The following is a 16,081-nucleotide window of genomic DNA, read 5'->3' as shown; positions in this document are numbered from 1 at the left end:
GGCGCCGGCACGAAAGTCAGCGGCACGGAAGCCAGCAGCCGCAAAACCAGCCGTCCGAAAGCCGGCGACACGAAAAGCCGCCCCGCGCAAGACCGTGGCCGCTGTAGCGGCAGAAAAACGGGCGGAAGAAGCTGCACGCAAAGCGGCAGAAGAACAAGCGGCGGCCGAAAAAGCCGAAGCCGCCGCCAAGAAAAAGGCCAAGGCCAAGGCGAAAGCTGAAAAAGCCGCCAAGAAACGCAAAGAAATGGAAGCAGCGTTTTCCAAGGCCAAGGATAAGGTGAAAGCAAAGTCCAAGAAGGACAAAAAATCGAAAAAGGACGAAAAGAAAAAAGACGCCAAGAAGGGCAAAAAGGACGCCGAGAAGGGCAAGAAAAAAAGTGACAAGAAGAAAGATAGCAAGAAGGACAAGAAAAAGGCGAAGAAATAAATTCCTTCGCCCCGTCTTGCATTGTGAACCGGCGCCCGGTGGTGCCGGTTTCGTTTTTCAGGCCAGTGTGCCGTCCAGTTGCAGGGTCAGTTTGCCGCCCAGATAGGGGCTCAGGACTTCGGGCAGGGTCACGGTGCCGTCTGCGTTCTGGCCATTTTCCAGCACTGCAATCAGGCAACGCCCAACAGCCAAACCCGAACCGTTCAGCGTATGGACGTATTCCGGCTTGCCGCCACCTTCGGGGCGGAACCTTGCGTTCATGCGGCGGGCCTGAAAATCACCACAGGTCGAAACCGAGCTGATCTCGCGATAGGTGTCCTGACCGGGCAACCAGGCTTCGATATCATAGGTGCGGCGGGCGCCAAAGCCCATGTCACCGGTACACAGGATGACAGTGCGGTAAGGAATGCCCAGCTTTTCCAGAATGCCCTCGGCGCAGCGCAGCATGCGCTTTTGTTCTTCATCCGATTTGTCCGGATGCGTGATCGAAACCATCTCGACCTTTTCGAACTGGTGCTGCCGCAACATCCCGCGGGTGTCTTTGCCCGCGGATCCGGCCTCGGACCGGAAGCACAGGGAATGCGCGGTGTAGCGACGGGGCAGATAGCTTTCCTCGATCAAACTGTCGTTTACGATATTGGTCAGCGACACTTCGGAGGTCGGGATAAGCCACCAGCCTTCGCGGGTCTGATAGCTGTCTTCGCCAAATTTCGGCAATTGGCCGGTGCCATGCATCATCTCGGACAGAACCAGAACCGGGCCATTCACCTCGGTCAGCCCGTTTTCGGTGATATGCGTATCCAGCATGAACTGCGCCAAAGCGCGATGAATACGGGCGACGCCACCGGACAACAGCACAAATCGCGAACCCGAGAGTTTGGCCGCGGTCTCGAAATCCATGCCTTGCTGAACGGCTTCGATCTCGAAATGTTCCTTGGGCGCAAAATCCAGTTCACGCGGTGTGCCCCAGCGGCTGATCTCGACATTGTCGTTTTCATCCACGCCATCCGGCACATCCTCAGCGGGCAAATTAGCGATCCGGATCAACTGATCCGTCAGCAGGGCATCCAGATCCTTGGCCTCGGTCTGCATACGCGCGATTTCGGCCTTTTTCTCGGCGACCAGCGCGCGCAGGCGTTCGAATTCGGCTTCGTCGCCTCGAGCTTTGGCAGCCCCGACTTCCTTGGACGCTTTGTTCTGTTCGGCTTGCGCTGTTTCGGCCGCCAGAATCTTGGCGCGGCGGCTTTCGTCCAGCCTGAGCAAATCTGACGACACCGGCGCGTCCCCACGGCGCGCTAAAGCGGCGTCGAAAGCGGCAGGGTTTTCGCGAATGGCGCGGATGTCGTGCATGTCTCAGATCCTTGAATGCGTGAATCACTGAAACCGCTTATGCACCATCTGTGGGGCAGGGTGTAGCGCCGGTTACGACTTATCCGCTTCCTCGTGCGATTCATGTGCCAGATGACCATCCCATTCATCCGCCGGGATTTTTGGTTCTGGCGGATCAGCCATGTAAGATGGCGTCATGATCTGCACTTTGTTCTCGTTGAAAACGGCGACAATATTGCGATGCAGGTCCGAGCGGATTTTCGGAATGATGCTGCCGCGGGTGGTGTAACCGTTGATCTGATAATTGATGGCGTAGTCGGCCAGCGCCGTCCACAACACGAAAGGTTCAGGTTTGGCCTTGATGCCTTTGGTGCGGTTGGCCGCCTCGATCAGCATAGCTTCGACCTTTTCGGGCGGTTCTTCATATCCGATGCCAACCGTCGTGTGCAGCAGCAACCCACTGCCATCGGTTTTCTTCGAGAAATTCACGACGTCCGAATTCATCAATTGGGCGTTCGGGATCGAAATCAGCTCGTTCTTGATGGATTTCAGATGCGTCTCCATCAGTTTGATCTGAACCACGTCGCCGATATGCTCTCCGATCTGAATACGGTCGCCAATTGACGTGGAACGGCGATAGATCACGAAAAGCCCCGCCAGCATGTTGGACACGACCGAGTTGGCACCCAGCGACAGCATGGCGCCGACCAGAATGGTCAGACCCTGGAAGGCGGCCGAATCCGAACCGGGAATGTAGGGAACGGCAAAGACGAGCGCGATCAGAATCACGATAACCCGAGCGATGTTGAACGTCGGATTGACCCAGTGTTTTTCAAAATCGCCCATTTCGAACGAACCGGCTTCGACCGCGTCGAAGAACACGCGCATGCCCTTGATTATGTACAACGTGACCCATGCGATCAGGCTGAGCATAATCAGGTTTGGGATATAGCTGAGTATTCCCTTGAATATCAGCAGTACCGGTTCTGTCAGATAGGTCAGCAGCAGTTGCGCGAAATAGCGTGTTTCCGCAAAGGCCAGTAGAACGAAGGACAGGTAGTAGTAGAAGCCGAGAAAGAAGATGACCAACAGGGCAAAATTCAGCCCGTATCGGATCAGGGCGGCGATTGCTTCGGCCTGAACGCTTTTGGCCGTCGCCGTTTCGACATCCTTCAAATAACGCTTTACCAATTTCAGAGTGCGCCGCCTGATCCGCCGGTGCAGCCAAAGGATAACCAGCACGAAGACGACAAAGCCTAAGGTCCATCCAGCGGCTTCAATCGCTCCGGATACCCGGGCTTGATCTGTACGGTTGGAGCGGTAGGCAAGGACGGCCTCTTCGATGGCCTGACCATGCAAGAAGCCGAGGACATCCAGCTCCATCTGGTCCAGTTCGGCGTCTGCAACCGTTACGATCGATACGATTTCACCGTCGGCGCGAATGCGTATACCCAGGTCGGTTTCTTCAAAGGTGATGTCGACCGTGGGGCTTTCCGAGGCTTCGGCCACCTCAATGATCTTGTTCTGCACGCTTTCGGCACGTTCCGGCGCGGGCAGGGCGCTGGAGCCGCGCAGGAAGAACAACATGTCGCCGTCCACGATGACGGGCGCCTTGAAACTTTCGGTTTCTTCTGCCTCGGGTTCGGTGGCTTCGGCAGGCAATTCCTGGGCCTTCACCGATGCGGCCAGACACAAGATCAAGCTCAGCAGAGACAGCAAAAGCGTCAACGATTGGAATGGTTTGTATCTAGCTCTCATTGCCCCCCCTGATGTTCGACTATAGCCAAATTGAGATATCTGCATAGGACATATCTGCAACGATTGACCGGTTCATGTGGCACCTTTGTCAGGTTGCGGCCGATCACATGACCACCTTTGCTTGCAAACGCGCATTTCAAAGCATAGGTTCCGGCAAAATTTGCGGAACGGTGCCGCAAGATCTGAACAAAGGAATATCCCATGGAAGGTGGCGCAATCGCCCAGTTTCTCCCGCTTATCCTGATCTTTGCGATCATGTATTTCCTGCTGATCCGTCCGCAGCAGAAGAAAATGAAGGAACATCAGGCCATGGTCGATGCCGTGCGTCGGGGGGATCAGGTTGTCACCCAGGGCGGGCTGATCGGCAAAGTGTCGAAGGTCAAGGAAGGCGAAAACGAGATCGAAGTCGAGATCGCCGAAGGTGTCAAAGTGCGTGTGGTCAAATCGACCATCGCTCAGGTTCTGAACAAAACCGAACCTGCGAAATAACATCACCTTACAAATCCTTGAAAAGGCAGGGTAATGCTGCACATTGATACCTGGAAGCGGGTTCTGATCTGGCTGGTCTGCGTGACTGGCCTGATCATGGCCCTGCCAAATGCGTTTTATACACGGGTCGAGCAATCAAACGACGCCAAAGCCGCGATCGAGCTGGGCGTGGACACGCCCGAGTTGCAGGCCGAGGCGGGGCAATGGCCGAACTGGCTGCCCTCGTCACTGGTTAATCTGGGCCTTGACCTGCGCGGCGGTGCACATCTGTTGGCCGAAGTTCAGGTGCAGGACGTCTACGAATCCCGGATGGAGGCGATGTGGCCAGATATCCGTGACGCCCTGCGCGACGAGCGTTCGACCGTTGGGACGGTCCGCCGTCAGGAATCGGCCCCAGATGAGATTCGCGTGCGCATCAGCCAGCCTGAGGGCATGGCGCGGGCACTGGAGGTCGTGCGCGGTCTTGCCCGTCAAGTGCAGACCCTGACCGGTGTCGGGGCAACGGATATCGAGGCACGTGCCGAAGGCGACACGATTGTCGTTCAGTTGTCCGAGGCAGAAAAACTGGCCTCAGACGACCGCACAGTGCGTCAATCGTTGGAAATCATCCGCCGCCGGATCGACGAAGTGGGCACCCGAGAGCCGACCATTCAGCGTCAGGGTGCCGATCGTATCCTGATTCAGGTGCCTGGCATCGGCAGCGCGGGTGAGTTGAAAGAGATCATCGGCACGACGGCGCAACTGACCTTTAATCCGGTTGCCGGACGCGGCACCGATCCGGATGCCGTTGCAGGCATCGGCGAAGAAATCGTGCCGTCGATTGACGAAAGCGGTGTTTACTACACAATTGAGTCCGCTCCAGTCGTTACCGGAGAGGAACTGGTCGATGCGCAGCCCGCATTCGACCAAAACGGTCGCCCTGCGGTCAACTTCCGGTTCAACACGTCTGGTGCGCGCAAATTCGGGGATTACACCCGCGACAATATCGGAGCCCCCTTTGCCATCGTTCTGGACGACGAGGTAATTTCGGCCCCCGTGATCCAAAGTCATATTCCGGGCGGCTCGGGCATCATCACCGGCAACTTTACGGTTGAGGAAAGCACTAACCTGGCCGTCCTGCTGCGAGCGGGCGCACTGCCAGCCGGTTTGGAATTCCTCGAAGAACGTACCATCGGACCCGAGTTGGGGCAGGACAGTATCGACGCGGGCAAAGTCGCCACAATCGTGGCCTTTGTGGCAGTACTGGTTTTCATGGCGCTCGGCTATGGTCTGTTCGGGATCTTCGCCAACATCGCGCTGATCATCAATGTGGGCCTGTTGTTCGGTCTGCTGTCCATGATCGGAGCAACCTTGACCCTGCCGGGTATCGCGGGGATCGTATTGACTGTCGGTATGGCGGTGGACGCCAACGTGCTGATCTTTGAACGTATCCGCGAGGAATTGAAATCCGCCAAAGGTCCGGCGCGCGCAATCGAACTGGGCTATGAAAAGGCGCTGTCTGCCATTCTGGATGCGAACGTGACCACATTCATCACCGCCGTGATCCTGTTTGCCATGGGCAGTGGCCCGGTACGCGGCTTTGCAATCACTCTGGGCCTCGGCATTCTGACTTCGGTCTTCACCGCGATCTTCGTGACGCGCCTGATGGTCGTGATGTGGTTCGAACGCCGCCGTCCGAAAACGATCGAGGTTTGACATGAGACTGAAACTCGTACCCCAGAACACCTCGTTCGATTTCTTCAACCGCTGGAAGGTCTGGTTGGGCATTTCCGGCCTGATGATGGTGATTGCCTTCACCTCGTTCATGCTGCAAGGGCTGAATTTCGGTATTGATTTCCGGGGTGGCACGACGATCCGGACGCAAAGCGCGGTCGAGATCGATGTGGGCACATACCGAGATGCCATCGCCCCGCTGGAACTGGGCGATGTGACCATCACCGAGATTTTCGATCCAACCTTTGCGGATGACGAAAACGTTGCGATGATCCGCATCCAGGCGCAGGAAGATGCCGAGGCTGTCGAAGCAGCGACCATCACCGCCGTAGAGGACGCGTTGCAGCAAGTTGTTCCGGACATACAGTTCGTGTCCGTGGAATCCGTCGGCCCCAAGGTCTCGGGCGAGTTGATCCAGACCGCCGTCATCGCGGTGGCTTTGGCGATTGGCGCGGTGCTTGTCTATATCTGGCTACGGTTCGAATGGCAGTTCGCGCTGGGGGCCGTGGCGGCACTGGTTCACGATGTGATCCTGACTATCGGCATCTTCTCGGAACTGCAAATCCGGTTTGACCTGGCCATTATCGCGGCCCTTCTGACCATCGTCGGTTATTCGCTGAACGATACCGTGGTCGTTTTCGACCGGGTGCGTGAGAATCTGCGGAAGTACAAAAAGAAAGACCTCAAAGAGGTGCTGAACATTTCGATCAACGAGACGCTCAGCCGGACGGTGATGACCTCGGTCACCACGTTGCTGGCGTTGATCTCACTTTATGTTCTGGGTGGCGATGTGATCCGCGGCTTTGTATTCGCGATGATCTGGGGCGTGATCGTGGGCACCTATTCATCGGTCTTCGTCGCCTCGACCATCCTGTTGTGGCTGGGGGTCAAGCGCGACTGGTCCAAGCCGTCGAACACGGCGGGCAACCAGTTTGCTAATATCGATGCCTGAGGCGTTGCAACAGGCCTTGTCCCTGCCGGGGCTGGGTTGGTTGGTTCTTACCATCGGAGCCGCGGGACTTGTCCGCGGCTTCACTGGTTTTGGCACCGCGATGATCTTTGTTCCGGTGGCCACTCAATTTCTGCCGATTGCCGATGTCGTCTTTCTGATGGCGGCTACCGGGATCGTATCGACCTTTGCGCTGGCGCCGCAGGCATGGCGTGAATGCGACAAGACTGAAATCAGCACTTTGGGCGTTGCAGCGGCATTAACCGTGCCGCTTGGCCTTTGGGTCATGGCACAGGCCGACACGGTCGTTCTGCGCTGGATTGCCTGCGGTATCACCGGCGTGACCCTGTTGGCGATCGTCACTGGCTGGCGCTGGCAGGGGCGGCTGGGTGTGCCGGGACGGCTGGCCATCGGAGGCAGCGCAGGCGTGATCGGCGGCATGACCGGACTGACCGGCCCGGTCGTTATCGTATTCTATCTGGCCAGCTCTTCAGACGTACGCAAGATTCGTGCCAACACGATCATCTTTCTGGCTTTGCTGGACGTGGCCATCGTCTTCAGCATCCTGATCGGAGGCGCTGCGGATCTGTCGATCCTTTGGATTGTCCTGCTGCTGGGCTTGCCCTATCTGAGCACGACACTGATCGGCAAGGCTCTGTTCGATCCAAAGCTCGAACGGATCTATCGCGCTGCGGCTTATTCGGTCATTCTGATAGCAGTCGTGTCCGGCTTGCCGATCCTGGATTGAAGGAGGGAAGGAATGCGCCTGAACCAAGTTACGTTTTCGGATGCCAAGCCGGTTGATGGCTATGGCCCCGGGTTTTTCCGCATCGGCGGTGATGTGTTCGAAGGCGCCGTTCTGACGGGCCCCGCAGGACCTGCCACCTGGGGCGGTTATGAAGATGCGCAGCCACTTCTGGAGCTGGCCGATGGAATTGACGTTCTGCTTGTCGGTACGGGCAAAGACATGGCCCACATTCCCCAGTCTTTGCGCACCCAGCTGGAGAGTGCCGGTGTCGGCGTCGAAATCATGAATTCTCCGGCTGCGTGCCGCACCTACAATGTCTTGCTCTCTGAAGGTCGCCGAATAGCGCTTGCTCTGATCCCGGTCTGACGGGATCCCTTCATCTGGCTGAAAATATCCCGGGGTGTGTGAGAGGCTGGCCCCTCACTCGGACCTCTCTGCTCAGAGCTCCCACAACCGAACTGCGGCAAATCCCACCTTTTGCCTCTGATGACATTCCGATAAGCGGGTCTCATGACTCTGATTGTAACCGACCTGTCGATCACCCGTGGTGGCATTCCCGTCCTGGAGCATCTCAGCTTTCAGCTGCCTCCTGGCAAAGCGCTGATTCTGCGTGGGCCGAACGGGATCGGCAAAACGACCCTTCTGCGCACATTGGCCGGGTTGCAGCCGCCGCTGAAGGGTCAGATTCAGGGCGCGGAAGATCAGATTGCATATGCGTCCCATTCGGACGGGCTGAAACCGACGCTGACTGTATCCGAGAACCTGACGTTCTGGGCTTCTGTCTTTGGCACCAACGGCATCCAGACGGCGCTGGACGCGTTCCAGTTGAACGAGCTGGCGGATCGCCATGCAGGGAACCTGTCGGCAGGTCAGAAACGGCGGCTGGGGCTGGCACGCATGCTGGTCACCGGGCGGCCGATCTGGATGCTGGACGAGCCGACCGTTTCTCTGGACAGAAATGCGGTGCAGATGTTCGCCGATGCAGTCCGCGCGCATCTGGGGCAGGGTGGGTCAGCCCTGATCGCGACCCATATCGACCTTGGCCTCGATGGTGAGGTTCTGGACGTCGGCCCGAACAAGGCCAAACCCAAACCCATTGACGATTTCGACGGAGGCTTCCTGTGATCGCCCTTCTGCTGCGCGACCTGAAACTGGCCTTCCGTGCGGGCGGCGGGTTTGGTTTGGGATTGGCCTTTTTCCTGATCGTGACCGTGATGGTGCCGTTTGCAGTTGGGCCACAATCGTCACTGCTGTCCACCATTGCGCCCGGTGTGCTCTGGCTGGGGGCGTTGCTGGCTTGCCTGCTGTCTCTTGACCGTCTTCTGGCGCTGGACTGGGAGGACGGGTCACTGGACCTGCTGGCCACGGCGCCGCTGCCACTGGAATCAGTCGTGACCATCAAGGCGCTGGCCCACTGGCTGACCACAGGCCTGCCTTTGGTTCTGGCCGCACCTTTTCTGGGGGTCTTGCTGAACCTGCCTGCGCAAGGGTTCTTCTGGCTTGTCATCTCGCTGCTGATCGGCACCCCGGCCATGAGCGTGATCGGAACATTCGGCGCTGCCTTGACCGTCGGTCTCAAGCGCGGCGGGTTGCTGTTGTCGCTTCTGGTGTTGCCGCTTTACGTCCCCACCCTGATTTTCGGGGCCGAGGTCGCCCGGCGTGGGGCAACGGGGATGGACGTGCAGACGCCGTTGTTGATGCTGGCGGGGATCACGGCGGCCACCATCGCGTTGTTGCCCTTCGCCAGCGCGGCTGTGTTGCGTATCAATCTGCGGTGAACCGTCCCAACTTTGACTGATGTCAATTGAGAAAACCCCCAACTCGGACTAGATAGGGCCCATGTCGATAGCAGCCAAAGCCAATGCCCTCTGGGAATACGCCAACCCGCGCAAGTTTCTTGCGACCAGTGAACGTGTCCTGCCGTTTTTCTGGATCGTCTCGATCTTCTGCATCGTCGTCGGGCTGGTCTGGGGGTTCTTCTTCACGCCGGACGACTACAAACAAGGGTCGACGGTCAAGATCATCTATCTGCACGTCCCGGCGGCACTTATGGCGATCAATTGCTGGCTGATGATGCTGGCAACTTCTCTGGTCTGGCTGGTGCGGCGTCATCATGTCAGCGCGCTGGCGGCACGGGCGGCTGCGCCGATCGGGATCGTGATGACCCTTATTGCGTTGCTGACCGGGGCGATCTGGGGACAGCCCATGTGGGGCACCTGGTGGGCGTGGGATCCGCGCCTGACGTCGTTCCTGATCCTGTTCCTGTTCTATCTTGGCTATGTCGCATTGTGGGAAGCCATCGAGGACCCGGACACTGCGGCGGACCTGACTTCGGTTCTGTGTCTGGTCGGATCCGTGTTTGCGCTGCTCAGCCGATATGCGGTCAACTTCTGGAACCAGGGCCTGCATCAGGGCGCATCGGTCATGCGCGCGGCAGCCGTGACCGGGGCCGATACGGAAGAAAAAGTCAGCAATATATACTTCTATCCGCTGTTGCTGTGCATCATCGGATTTGTGCTGCTGTTCATCGCTTTGGTGCTGTACCGCACCGGAACTGAAATCCGCGCGCGGCGCATCAAGGCGTTGCAGGCGCGGGAAAGGGTGGGCGGATGATCCCCGATCTTGGAAAATATGCTGACGCGGTTTTGTCGTCTTATGCCGTGTCCATCGTGCTGCTGGTGGCATTGATCGTGTTCAGCGTGATGCGAGGGCGCAAGGTACGCACTGAAATGGAAAAGATCGAACAAAGGATTTCGCGAAATGGCTAAGATATCGCCCCTGATGATCGCGCCGCCTTTGATTTTTGGCGCGTTCGCCGTGTTGGCCGGGATCGGTATGTTCCGTGAAGACCCCAACGCGTTGCCCTCTGCCCGCGAAGGCCAACCGGCTCCGCCCGTGGTTCTGAGCGAGTTCCCGGAAAAGAAGCTGTTTGATGATGCCACGCTGCGGGATGGAGAGGTCAAGCTGGTCAACTACTGGGCCAGCTGGTGCGCGCCATGCCGTGCCGAGCATCCCAATCTGGAGGCTCTGGCCGCCGAAGGCATCCCGGTCTATGGCATCAACTACAAAGACCAGCTGGACAACGCCCAAGCCTTTTTGACCGAGCTTGGCGATCCTTACGCTGCGATTGGACGTGATGAAAAGGGGCGCATGGCATTGGATTGGGGCCTTTACGGCGTTCCCGAAACCTATGTGGTTGATGGCGACGGCACGATCATTCTGCGCTTTGCTGGCCCGATTACGCAGCGTGTGATTGAAAACACTCTGCGTCCGGCGTTGGAAAAGGCTGTGGGCGGTTGAGCAATTTGGAAAACGAGGTTTGAGCCACCTTACAAGCGATAGCCTCCGGTCACGCCCAGAACCTCTCCGGTTACGAATCCCGCCGCGTCCGAGGTCAGAAACCGAACGACCCTGGCGATGTCTTCCGGAGTTCCGATCCGGCCCAGCGCCGTTTCCTTGACGAAAAGCGATGTCAGATCGTCAGGACGGGGGTCTTCGAGGATGTTGATGGCACCCGGCGCAACCGCGTTGACGCGGATTCCGTCCGGGCCAAGTTCTTTCGCCATGGCGCGCGTCCAGAGGTTCAGCGCGGCCTTGCTTGCCCCATAGGTCGCGGCGTCGCGCGGCGGCAGTGTTGCGTTCATCGACGAGATGCTGACGATCGAAGCGCCGCGTTTCAGATGCGGCAACGCGGCGGCAAGCAACGCGGCGGGGGCCAGCACGTTGAGGTCAAGAATGGCGCGATGGTCCTCGGCCTGAAACTCTTGTTTCGGAGTGGAGCGAACAAGACCGGCGTTGTTCACGATCACGTCCAGTCGCCCGAAGTGATCGATGACCTTTTCGACCACCCGGGTGGGTTGGTTGTCTTTTGTAAGGTCCGATTGAATCGCCAGAACGTCGCCTTTCAGCAATTCTGAATCGGGGTGGCTGGCCAACCAGGTGAAGGCGACATGGTGATCACCGCGCAGGTCTTCGACTATTGCCCGCCCAATTCCACGGGCACCGCCGGTTATGAGTGCAACTTTTTCCATGAACTCAGATGACCGGCAAAGCGCCCAGGATTCAACGTTGATTTTTTGCGCTGCAGGAATGCTGTCACTTGCGCAGTAATATCCAGAGCATTGCCGCGATGAACGCGAAGGTGACAAGGTTCATAAATGTGTCCGTGAGATCACCGATCAGCATTGTGTTGCCCCTCCTCTCTAAGCCCGCGGAACAAGCAAACCATCAGCAGGACCGAAATGAAGACAAAGGGCAAAGCGCCAAGCGAGATGAGGATCTTAACCGAGTCCACGGATCCCGAAAGGATCATTGCAACGCTCAAAAGCCCCAGCAATCCCCCCCAGATCAGACGCACACGCGGCGGGGGGTTCTCGTCCCCGCCCGTCGAGAAGGTGCCCAGAACAAATGCCGCGCTTACGACGCTGGTCACGATGAATAGAAAGGCGGCCAGTACCGTTGCAAGCGTGGTGATCACCGACAGCGGAAGTCGGTCGAGCAGGGCGAAAGTCACGCGTTCGATATTTGTCTGCGTATAGGCCAGCAGTTCGCCCGCACCACTGAGCGCCTCGAACAAGCCAATGCCACCAAAGGCACCGAACCAGAGGATTGAAAACAGCGTGGGGGCGAACAGGACGCCGATCACGAATTCCCGTATCGTGCGACCGCGAGAGATGCGGGCGACAAAGACGCCCACGAACGGGCCCCAGGCAATCCACCAGACCATGTAGGTCAGGGTCCAGTCGCTGAACCATCTGGTGACGTCATCGCCGAAGAACGTAAAGGTCTGAAATCCCCTGGGAATGACATTGGTGACATAGTCGCCGAACCCCTGAACGATGGTATTCAGAAGGTATTCGGTGGGGCCAAGGACCACCGTGTAGGCAACAAGGCCGATTGCGATCAGCATGGCGGCATTGGACAGGCGCGCCATGCCCTGGCCCAGATCGATCATGAGTGCCGGGATATACGCAGCAACCATTGCCAGAAACACGACACCAATCAAAAGGGCGCCGACCGTTTCCCGACCGCCCAGCACTGCGATGCCGTCTGCCACCTGAAACACGCCCATGGCCATGGAGCCACCGACACCAATGGCAATGGCGATGATCGCCATGAAGTCCGAAAGCCACCCGACGCGTTCAGCCCAGCGTTCACCGGGAAACAGGTTTTTGATCGGCGCACTGACCATCATCCCGGTACCGCGCCGGAAGCTGAAATAGGCAATTGTCAGCGCGGTGGAGCCATAAATCGCCCAGGCATGCAGCCCCCAATGGAAATTTGTCGCCAGCATCGCCTGCTGCGCCGCGATGAAATCCGGCGCCATGCCGGAGATGAAGTTGAAATGGGTCAGCGGTTCCGCCACAGCCCAAAACAGCAGGCCGACGCCCATACCGGCGGAGAACAACATTGAAATCCATGTGGCGGTGGAAAACTCTGGCTCCTCGTCATCCCGGCCAAGGCGAATGTTTCCATAGGGTGAAAATGCCAGAAACAGGCATCCGATCAACATACCCGAAGCGGCGAGCATCACGAACCAGCCGCGGCTGTGGAAGGTTTGCTGGACGATGCCGCTTGCCCAGGTCACCAGGCTTTGAATGTCCACGACACCCCATATCCCGACCACGGCAATTACGCTGAGCGAACATACCAGCAGGGCGTTGGGTTTCTTCATGGCGAATGGTTTTCCGTTGATGACCTTGCCCAACAGTTTCAGGTTTTCGAATAAATGACCAGAATACAAAAAACCCCCGGCGGGTGGCCGGGGGTTTGAATTGCACGCTTTGCTATCGGTTATGATGCCTTCGCAAGATTGCGCAGGACGTAATGCAACACGCCACCGTTTTCGATGTATTCAATCTCGGGGGCGGTATCGATGCGGCATTTCAGGGTGATGGTCTTTTCGGTTCCATCGCCATAAACGATCGTGCAGGGGACTTCCTGTAGCGGCTCGATCGTATCCAGCCCGTGAATCGAAACGGTTTCATCCCCTTTCAGCCCCAGGGTTTTGCGGGTGTCGCCACCTGTGAACTCGAATGGAATGACTCCCATGCCAACAAGGTTCGAACGGTGGATACGCTCAAAGCTCTCGGCGATTACGGCCTTGACGCCCAGCAGCGCCGTGCCCTTGGCCGCCCAGTCGCGGCTTGAGCCTGCGCCATATTGCTCGCCACCAAATACCACAAGCGGGGTGCCGTTCGCCTGATAGGCCATCGAGGCGTCATAAATTGACGTCTGTTCACCGTCCGGGCCTTTGGTGTAACCGCCTTCGACGCCGTCCAGCATTTCGTTCTTGATGCGGATGTTGGCGAAAGTGCCGCGCATCATCACCTCGTGGTTGCCGCGGCGTGAACCATATGAATTGAATTCACGCGGCTGAACCTGACGTTCGATCAGGTACTGGCCTGCGGGCGAGGTCGTCGCGAATGACCCCGCGGGCGAGATGTGGTCGGTCGTGACCATGTCACCCAGAATGGCCAGAACCTTGGCGCCTTCGATGTTGGAAATCGTGCCCGGTTCGGGGCCCATGCCCTGGAAATAGGGCGGGTTTTGGATATAGGTCGATGTCGGCGGCCAGTCATAGGTTTCCGCATCGGTGGTTTCGACCGATTGCCATTTCTCGTCCCCTTTGAAGACGTCGGCGTATTTCGACTGGAACGCTTCGCGCGTGACGGTCTGTTCGACCAGTTCCGCGACCTCCTGCTGGGTTGGCCAGAGGTCTTTCATATAGACGTCGTTGCCGTCCTTGTCCTGACCGATCGGTTCGGACGTCAGGTCAATGTCCATGGTGCCTGCCAGGGCGTACACGACGACCAGAGGCGGCGAAGCCAGATAGTTTGCGCGCACGTCAGGCGAAATGCGGCCTTCGAAGTTGCGGTTGCCGGACAAGACCGAAGTGGCGACCAGATCGCCTTCCGCAATGGCCTCCGAGATTTCTTTCTGGATCGGCCCCGAGTTGCCGATACATGTGGTGCAGCCGTATCCGACGAGGTTGAAGCCGATCTTGTCCAGATCCTCTTGAAGGCCTGCGGCCTCGAGGTAAGCGGACACAACCTGCGACCCCGGTGCTAGTGAGGTTTTGACCCAAGGTTTGCGATCCAGCCCCAGCGCGGCTGCCTTGCGCGCCACGAGGCCCGCTCCGATCATCACGTAAGGGTTCGACGTGTTGGTGCAGGACGTGATCGAGGCGATCACGACCTTGCCCGATTCCATGCCATAGTTTTCGCCTTTGACCTCGACCTGTTTGCCCATCGGGCGCTTGAAGGTCTCGGCCATTTCCTTGGCGAAAGCGGCCTTGGCGTCAGTCAGCGCAACATAATCCTGCGGGCGTTTGGGCCCCGAGATTGCTGGAACAATCGTGCCCATATCCAGGGTCAGGGTGTCGGTGTAGATCGGCGCATAGTTTTCATCGCGCCAGAAACCATTTTCCTTGGCGTAGGCTTCAACCAGCGCGATGCGATCCTCGTCGCGGCCGGTGTTGCGCATGTAGCGCAGCGTTTCGCCGTCAATCGGGAAAAAGCCGCATGTCGCGCCGTATTCCGGGGCCATGTTGGCGATGGTCGCACGGTCGGCCAGCGGCAGACGATCCAGGCCTTCGCCGTAAAACTCGACGAACTTGCCGACAACGCCTTTTTCGCGCAGCATTTCCACGACCTTCAGAACCAGGTCGGTGCCGGTGGTGCCTTCGACCAGATCACCGGTCAGCTCAAAGCCCACGACCTCGGGGATCAGCATCGAGATCGGTTGACCCAGCATCGCGGCCTCGGCCTCGATCCCGCCGACACCCCAGCCCAGCACGGCCATGCCGTTGACCATGGTGGTGTGGCTGTCGGTGCCGACCAGCGTGTCGGGATAGGCGACTTCTTCACCGTTCTGGTCGGTGTCGGTCCAGACGGTCTGGGCCAGATATTCAAGGTTCACCTGGTGGCAGATACCAGTGCCGGGGGGAACAACGCGGAAGTTGTTGAATGCACCCTGACCCCATTTCAGGAACTGGTACCGTTCCATGTTGCGTTCATATTCACGGTCCACATTCATCTGGAACGCGCGCGGGTTGCCGAATTCGTCGATCATGACCGAATGGTCGATGACCAGATCGACCGGGTTCAGCGGGTTGATCTTTTGCGCGTCGCCGCCCAGCGCCTTGATGCCGTCCCGCATCGCGGCCAGATCCACAACGGCAGGAACGCCGGTGAAATCCTGCATCAGTACCCGGGCAGGGCGATAGGCGATTTCACGGGGGTTTTTGCCGCCGTTGGCCCCCCATTCGGCAAAGGCCTTGATGTCATCGACCGAGACCGAGAACCCGTCATCCTCGAACCGCAACATGTTTTCCAGCACCACCTTGAGTGCGGCAGGCAGTTTCGAGAAATCGCCCAGACCGGCCTCTTGCGCGGCGGGGATCGAATAATAGGAAATGGATTTACCATTCACGCTCAGACTGCGGCGCGTTTTGGCGGTATCCTGTCCGACTTTGATGGGCATCTGTGGCCTCCCTCTCAAATGACTTGGATATTAGGATTTGCTGAGTGTTATCTGCATCACCAAGCCCCCGTGTTCAAGGCTGAACACGCGATGAAAGGCAATTTTGTATACTATTGTACACTTTTTCGCGGAGGGAATGTATCAAAGCCTCAAGAAACCTTGATTGGCTGTTGCGTGTCAAAGC

At 58.1% G+C, this 16,081-nt stretch carries 16 protein-coding genes; 11 read left to right on the top strand and 5 right to left on the bottom strand.

Annotated elements, in window-relative coordinates; translation table 11 throughout:
- Positions 1–94: 94 nt before the first annotated feature.
- Complete coding sequence (locus tag FIU92_RS23000) at positions 95–427, top strand: hypothetical protein (protein ID WP_254705383.1); 333 nt, start codon at positions 95–97, stop codon at positions 425–427.
- Positions 428–484: 57 nt separating this feature from the next.
- Here FIU92_RS23000 and serS read toward each other — a convergent pair whose 3' ends face one another.
- Positions 485–1,777: a serine--tRNA ligase gene (gene serS / locus FIU92_RS09690; RefSeq protein ID WP_152458370.1), complete on the bottom strand. Its 1,293-nt coding sequence runs from the start codon at positions 1,775–1,777 to the stop codon at positions 485–487.
- Between the two features lie 72 nt (positions 1,778–1,849).
- Entirely contained in the window at positions 1,850–3,514 is a 1,665-nt protein-coding gene (locus FIU92_RS09685) for a mechanosensitive ion channel family protein (RefSeq protein ID WP_152458369.1), read from the bottom strand.
- A gap of 201 nt (positions 3,515–3,715) precedes the next feature.
- Here FIU92_RS09685 and yajC point away from each other — a divergent pair, with 201 nt between their 5' ends.
- The 10 genes from yajC (at position 3,716) to FIU92_RS09635 (ending at position 10,713) form a co-directional block, all read left to right on the top strand.
- Positions 3,716–4,003, top strand: a complete 288-nt coding sequence (yajC, locus tag FIU92_RS09680) for a preprotein translocase subunit YajC (RefSeq protein WP_152458368.1) — start codon at positions 3,716–3,718, stop codon at positions 4,001–4,003.
- 33 nt (positions 4,004–4,036) lie between these two features.
- On the top strand, positions 4,037–5,698 hold the full coding sequence (gene secD / locus FIU92_RS09675; protein WP_152458367.1) for a protein translocase subunit SecD: 1,662 nt from the start codon (positions 4,037–4,039) through the stop codon (positions 5,696–5,698).
- Position 5,699: 1 nt separating this feature from the next.
- Entirely contained in the window at positions 5,700–6,668 is a 969-nt protein-coding gene (gene secF / locus FIU92_RS09670; protein ID WP_152458366.1) for a protein translocase subunit SecF, read from the top strand.
- Positions 6,661–7,413, top strand: coding sequence for a sulfite exporter TauE/SafE family protein (locus tag FIU92_RS09665; RefSeq protein ID WP_152458365.1), 753 nt, complete (start codon positions 6,661–6,663; stop codon positions 7,411–7,413). Before secF ends, FIU92_RS09665 begins: the two co-directional genes overlap by 8 nt.
- Before the next feature lie 12 nt (positions 7,414–7,425).
- Positions 7,426–7,779: an Mth938-like domain-containing protein gene (locus FIU92_RS09660; protein WP_152458364.1), complete on the top strand. Its 354-nt coding sequence runs from the start codon at positions 7,426–7,428 to the stop codon at positions 7,777–7,779.
- 144 nt (positions 7,780–7,923) lie between these two features.
- Positions 7,924–8,538, top strand: coding sequence for a heme ABC exporter ATP-binding protein CcmA (ccmA, locus tag FIU92_RS09655; RefSeq protein WP_152458363.1), 615 nt, complete (start codon positions 7,924–7,926; stop codon positions 8,536–8,538).
- On the top strand, positions 8,535–9,191 hold the full coding sequence (gene ccmB / locus FIU92_RS09650; RefSeq protein WP_152458362.1) for a heme exporter protein CcmB: 657 nt from the start codon (positions 8,535–8,537) through the stop codon (positions 9,189–9,191). Before ccmA ends, ccmB begins: the two co-directional genes overlap by 4 nt.
- A 61-nt stretch (positions 9,192–9,252) precedes the next feature.
- Entirely contained in the window at positions 9,253–10,026 is a 774-nt protein-coding gene (locus tag FIU92_RS09645; protein ID WP_152458361.1) for a heme ABC transporter permease, read from the top strand.
- Positions 10,023–10,181: a heme exporter protein CcmD gene (ccmD, locus tag FIU92_RS09640; RefSeq protein ID WP_171115312.1), complete on the top strand. Its 159-nt coding sequence runs from the start codon at positions 10,023–10,025 to the stop codon at positions 10,179–10,181. The genes FIU92_RS09645 and ccmD overlap by 4 nt, the downstream gene beginning before the upstream one ends.
- Positions 10,174–10,713: a DsbE family thiol:disulfide interchange protein gene (locus FIU92_RS09635; protein WP_152458360.1), complete on the top strand. Its 540-nt coding sequence runs from the start codon at positions 10,174–10,176 to the stop codon at positions 10,711–10,713. Before ccmD ends, FIU92_RS09635 begins: the two co-directional genes overlap by 8 nt.
- Before the next feature lie 29 nt (positions 10,714–10,742).
- On the opposite strand, the gene FIU92_RS09630 is transcribed toward FIU92_RS09635, so the two are convergent.
- From FIU92_RS09630 to acnA, 3 genes are all read right to left on the bottom strand, one after another.
- The gene (locus FIU92_RS09630) at positions 10,743–11,444 is read right to left on the bottom strand and encodes an SDR family NAD(P)-dependent oxidoreductase (protein ID WP_152458359.1); all 702 of its coding nucleotides are present in this window, start codon (positions 11,442–11,444) and stop codon (positions 10,743–10,745) included.
- A gap of 140 nt (positions 11,445–11,584) precedes the next feature.
- The gene (locus tag FIU92_RS09625) at positions 11,585–13,087 is read right to left on the bottom strand and encodes a BCCT family transporter (RefSeq protein WP_152458358.1); all 1,503 of its coding nucleotides are present in this window, start codon (positions 13,085–13,087) and stop codon (positions 11,585–11,587) included.
- Positions 13,088–13,206: 119 nt separating this feature from the next.
- A complete protein-coding gene (gene acnA, locus FIU92_RS09620) occupies positions 13,207–15,897 on the bottom strand; it encodes an aconitate hydratase AcnA (protein WP_152458357.1) in 2,691 nt (896 codons plus the stop codon).
- Positions 15,898–16,081: the final 184 nt, after the last annotated feature.

This window comes from Ruegeria sp. THAF33, assembly GCF_009363615.1.
GTDB lineage: Bacteria > Pseudomonadota > Alphaproteobacteria > Rhodobacterales > Rhodobacteraceae > Ruegeria.
The sequence above is the reverse complement of the archived record's forward strand: the minus strand, read 5'-3'. Positions and strand labels throughout refer to the sequence as shown.

Coding starts and splice junctions, on each gene's coding strand:
- FIU92_RS09665 (WP_152458365.1), top strand. CDS start 6,661: ATGCCTGAGGCGTTGCAACAGGCCTTGTCCCTGCCGGGGCTGGGTTGG.
- FIU92_RS09660 (WP_152458364.1), top strand. CDS start 7,426: ATGCGCCTGAACCAAGTTACGTTTTCGGATGCCAAGCCGGTTGATGGC.
- serS (WP_152458370.1), bottom strand. CDS start 1,777: ATGCACGACATCCGCGCCATTCGCGAAAACCCTGCCGCTTTCGACGCC.
- FIU92_RS09630 (WP_152458359.1), bottom strand. CDS start 11,444: ATGGAAAAAGTTGCACTCATAACCGGCGGTGCCCGTGGAATTGGGCGG.
- FIU92_RS09685 (WP_152458369.1), bottom strand. CDS start 3,514: ATGAGAGCTAGATACAAACCATTCCAATCGTTGACGCTTTTGCTGTCT.
- ccmA (WP_152458363.1), top strand. CDS start 7,924: ATGACTCTGATTGTAACCGACCTGTCGATCACCCGTGGTGGCATTCCC.
- secF (WP_152458366.1), top strand. CDS start 5,700: ATGAGACTGAAACTCGTACCCCAGAACACCTCGTTCGATTTCTTCAAC.
- yajC (WP_152458368.1), top strand. CDS start 3,716: ATGGAAGGTGGCGCAATCGCCCAGTTTCTCCCGCTTATCCTGATCTTT.
- FIU92_RS09645 (WP_152458361.1), top strand. CDS start 9,253: ATGTCGATAGCAGCCAAAGCCAATGCCCTCTGGGAATACGCCAACCCG.
- FIU92_RS09625 (WP_152458358.1), bottom strand. CDS start 13,087: ATGAAGAAACCCAACGCCCTGCTGGTATGTTCGCTCAGCGTAATTGCC.
- FIU92_RS09635 (WP_152458360.1), top strand. CDS start 10,174: ATGGCTAAGATATCGCCCCTGATGATCGCGCCGCCTTTGATTTTTGGC.
- secD (WP_152458367.1), top strand. CDS start 4,037: ATGCTGCACATTGATACCTGGAAGCGGGTTCTGATCTGGCTGGTCTGC.
- acnA (WP_152458357.1), bottom strand. CDS start 15,897: ATGCCCATCAAAGTCGGACAGGATACCGCCAAAACGCGCCGCAGTCTG.
- ccmD (WP_171115312.1), top strand. CDS start 10,023: ATGATCCCCGATCTTGGAAAATATGCTGACGCGGTTTTGTCGTCTTAT.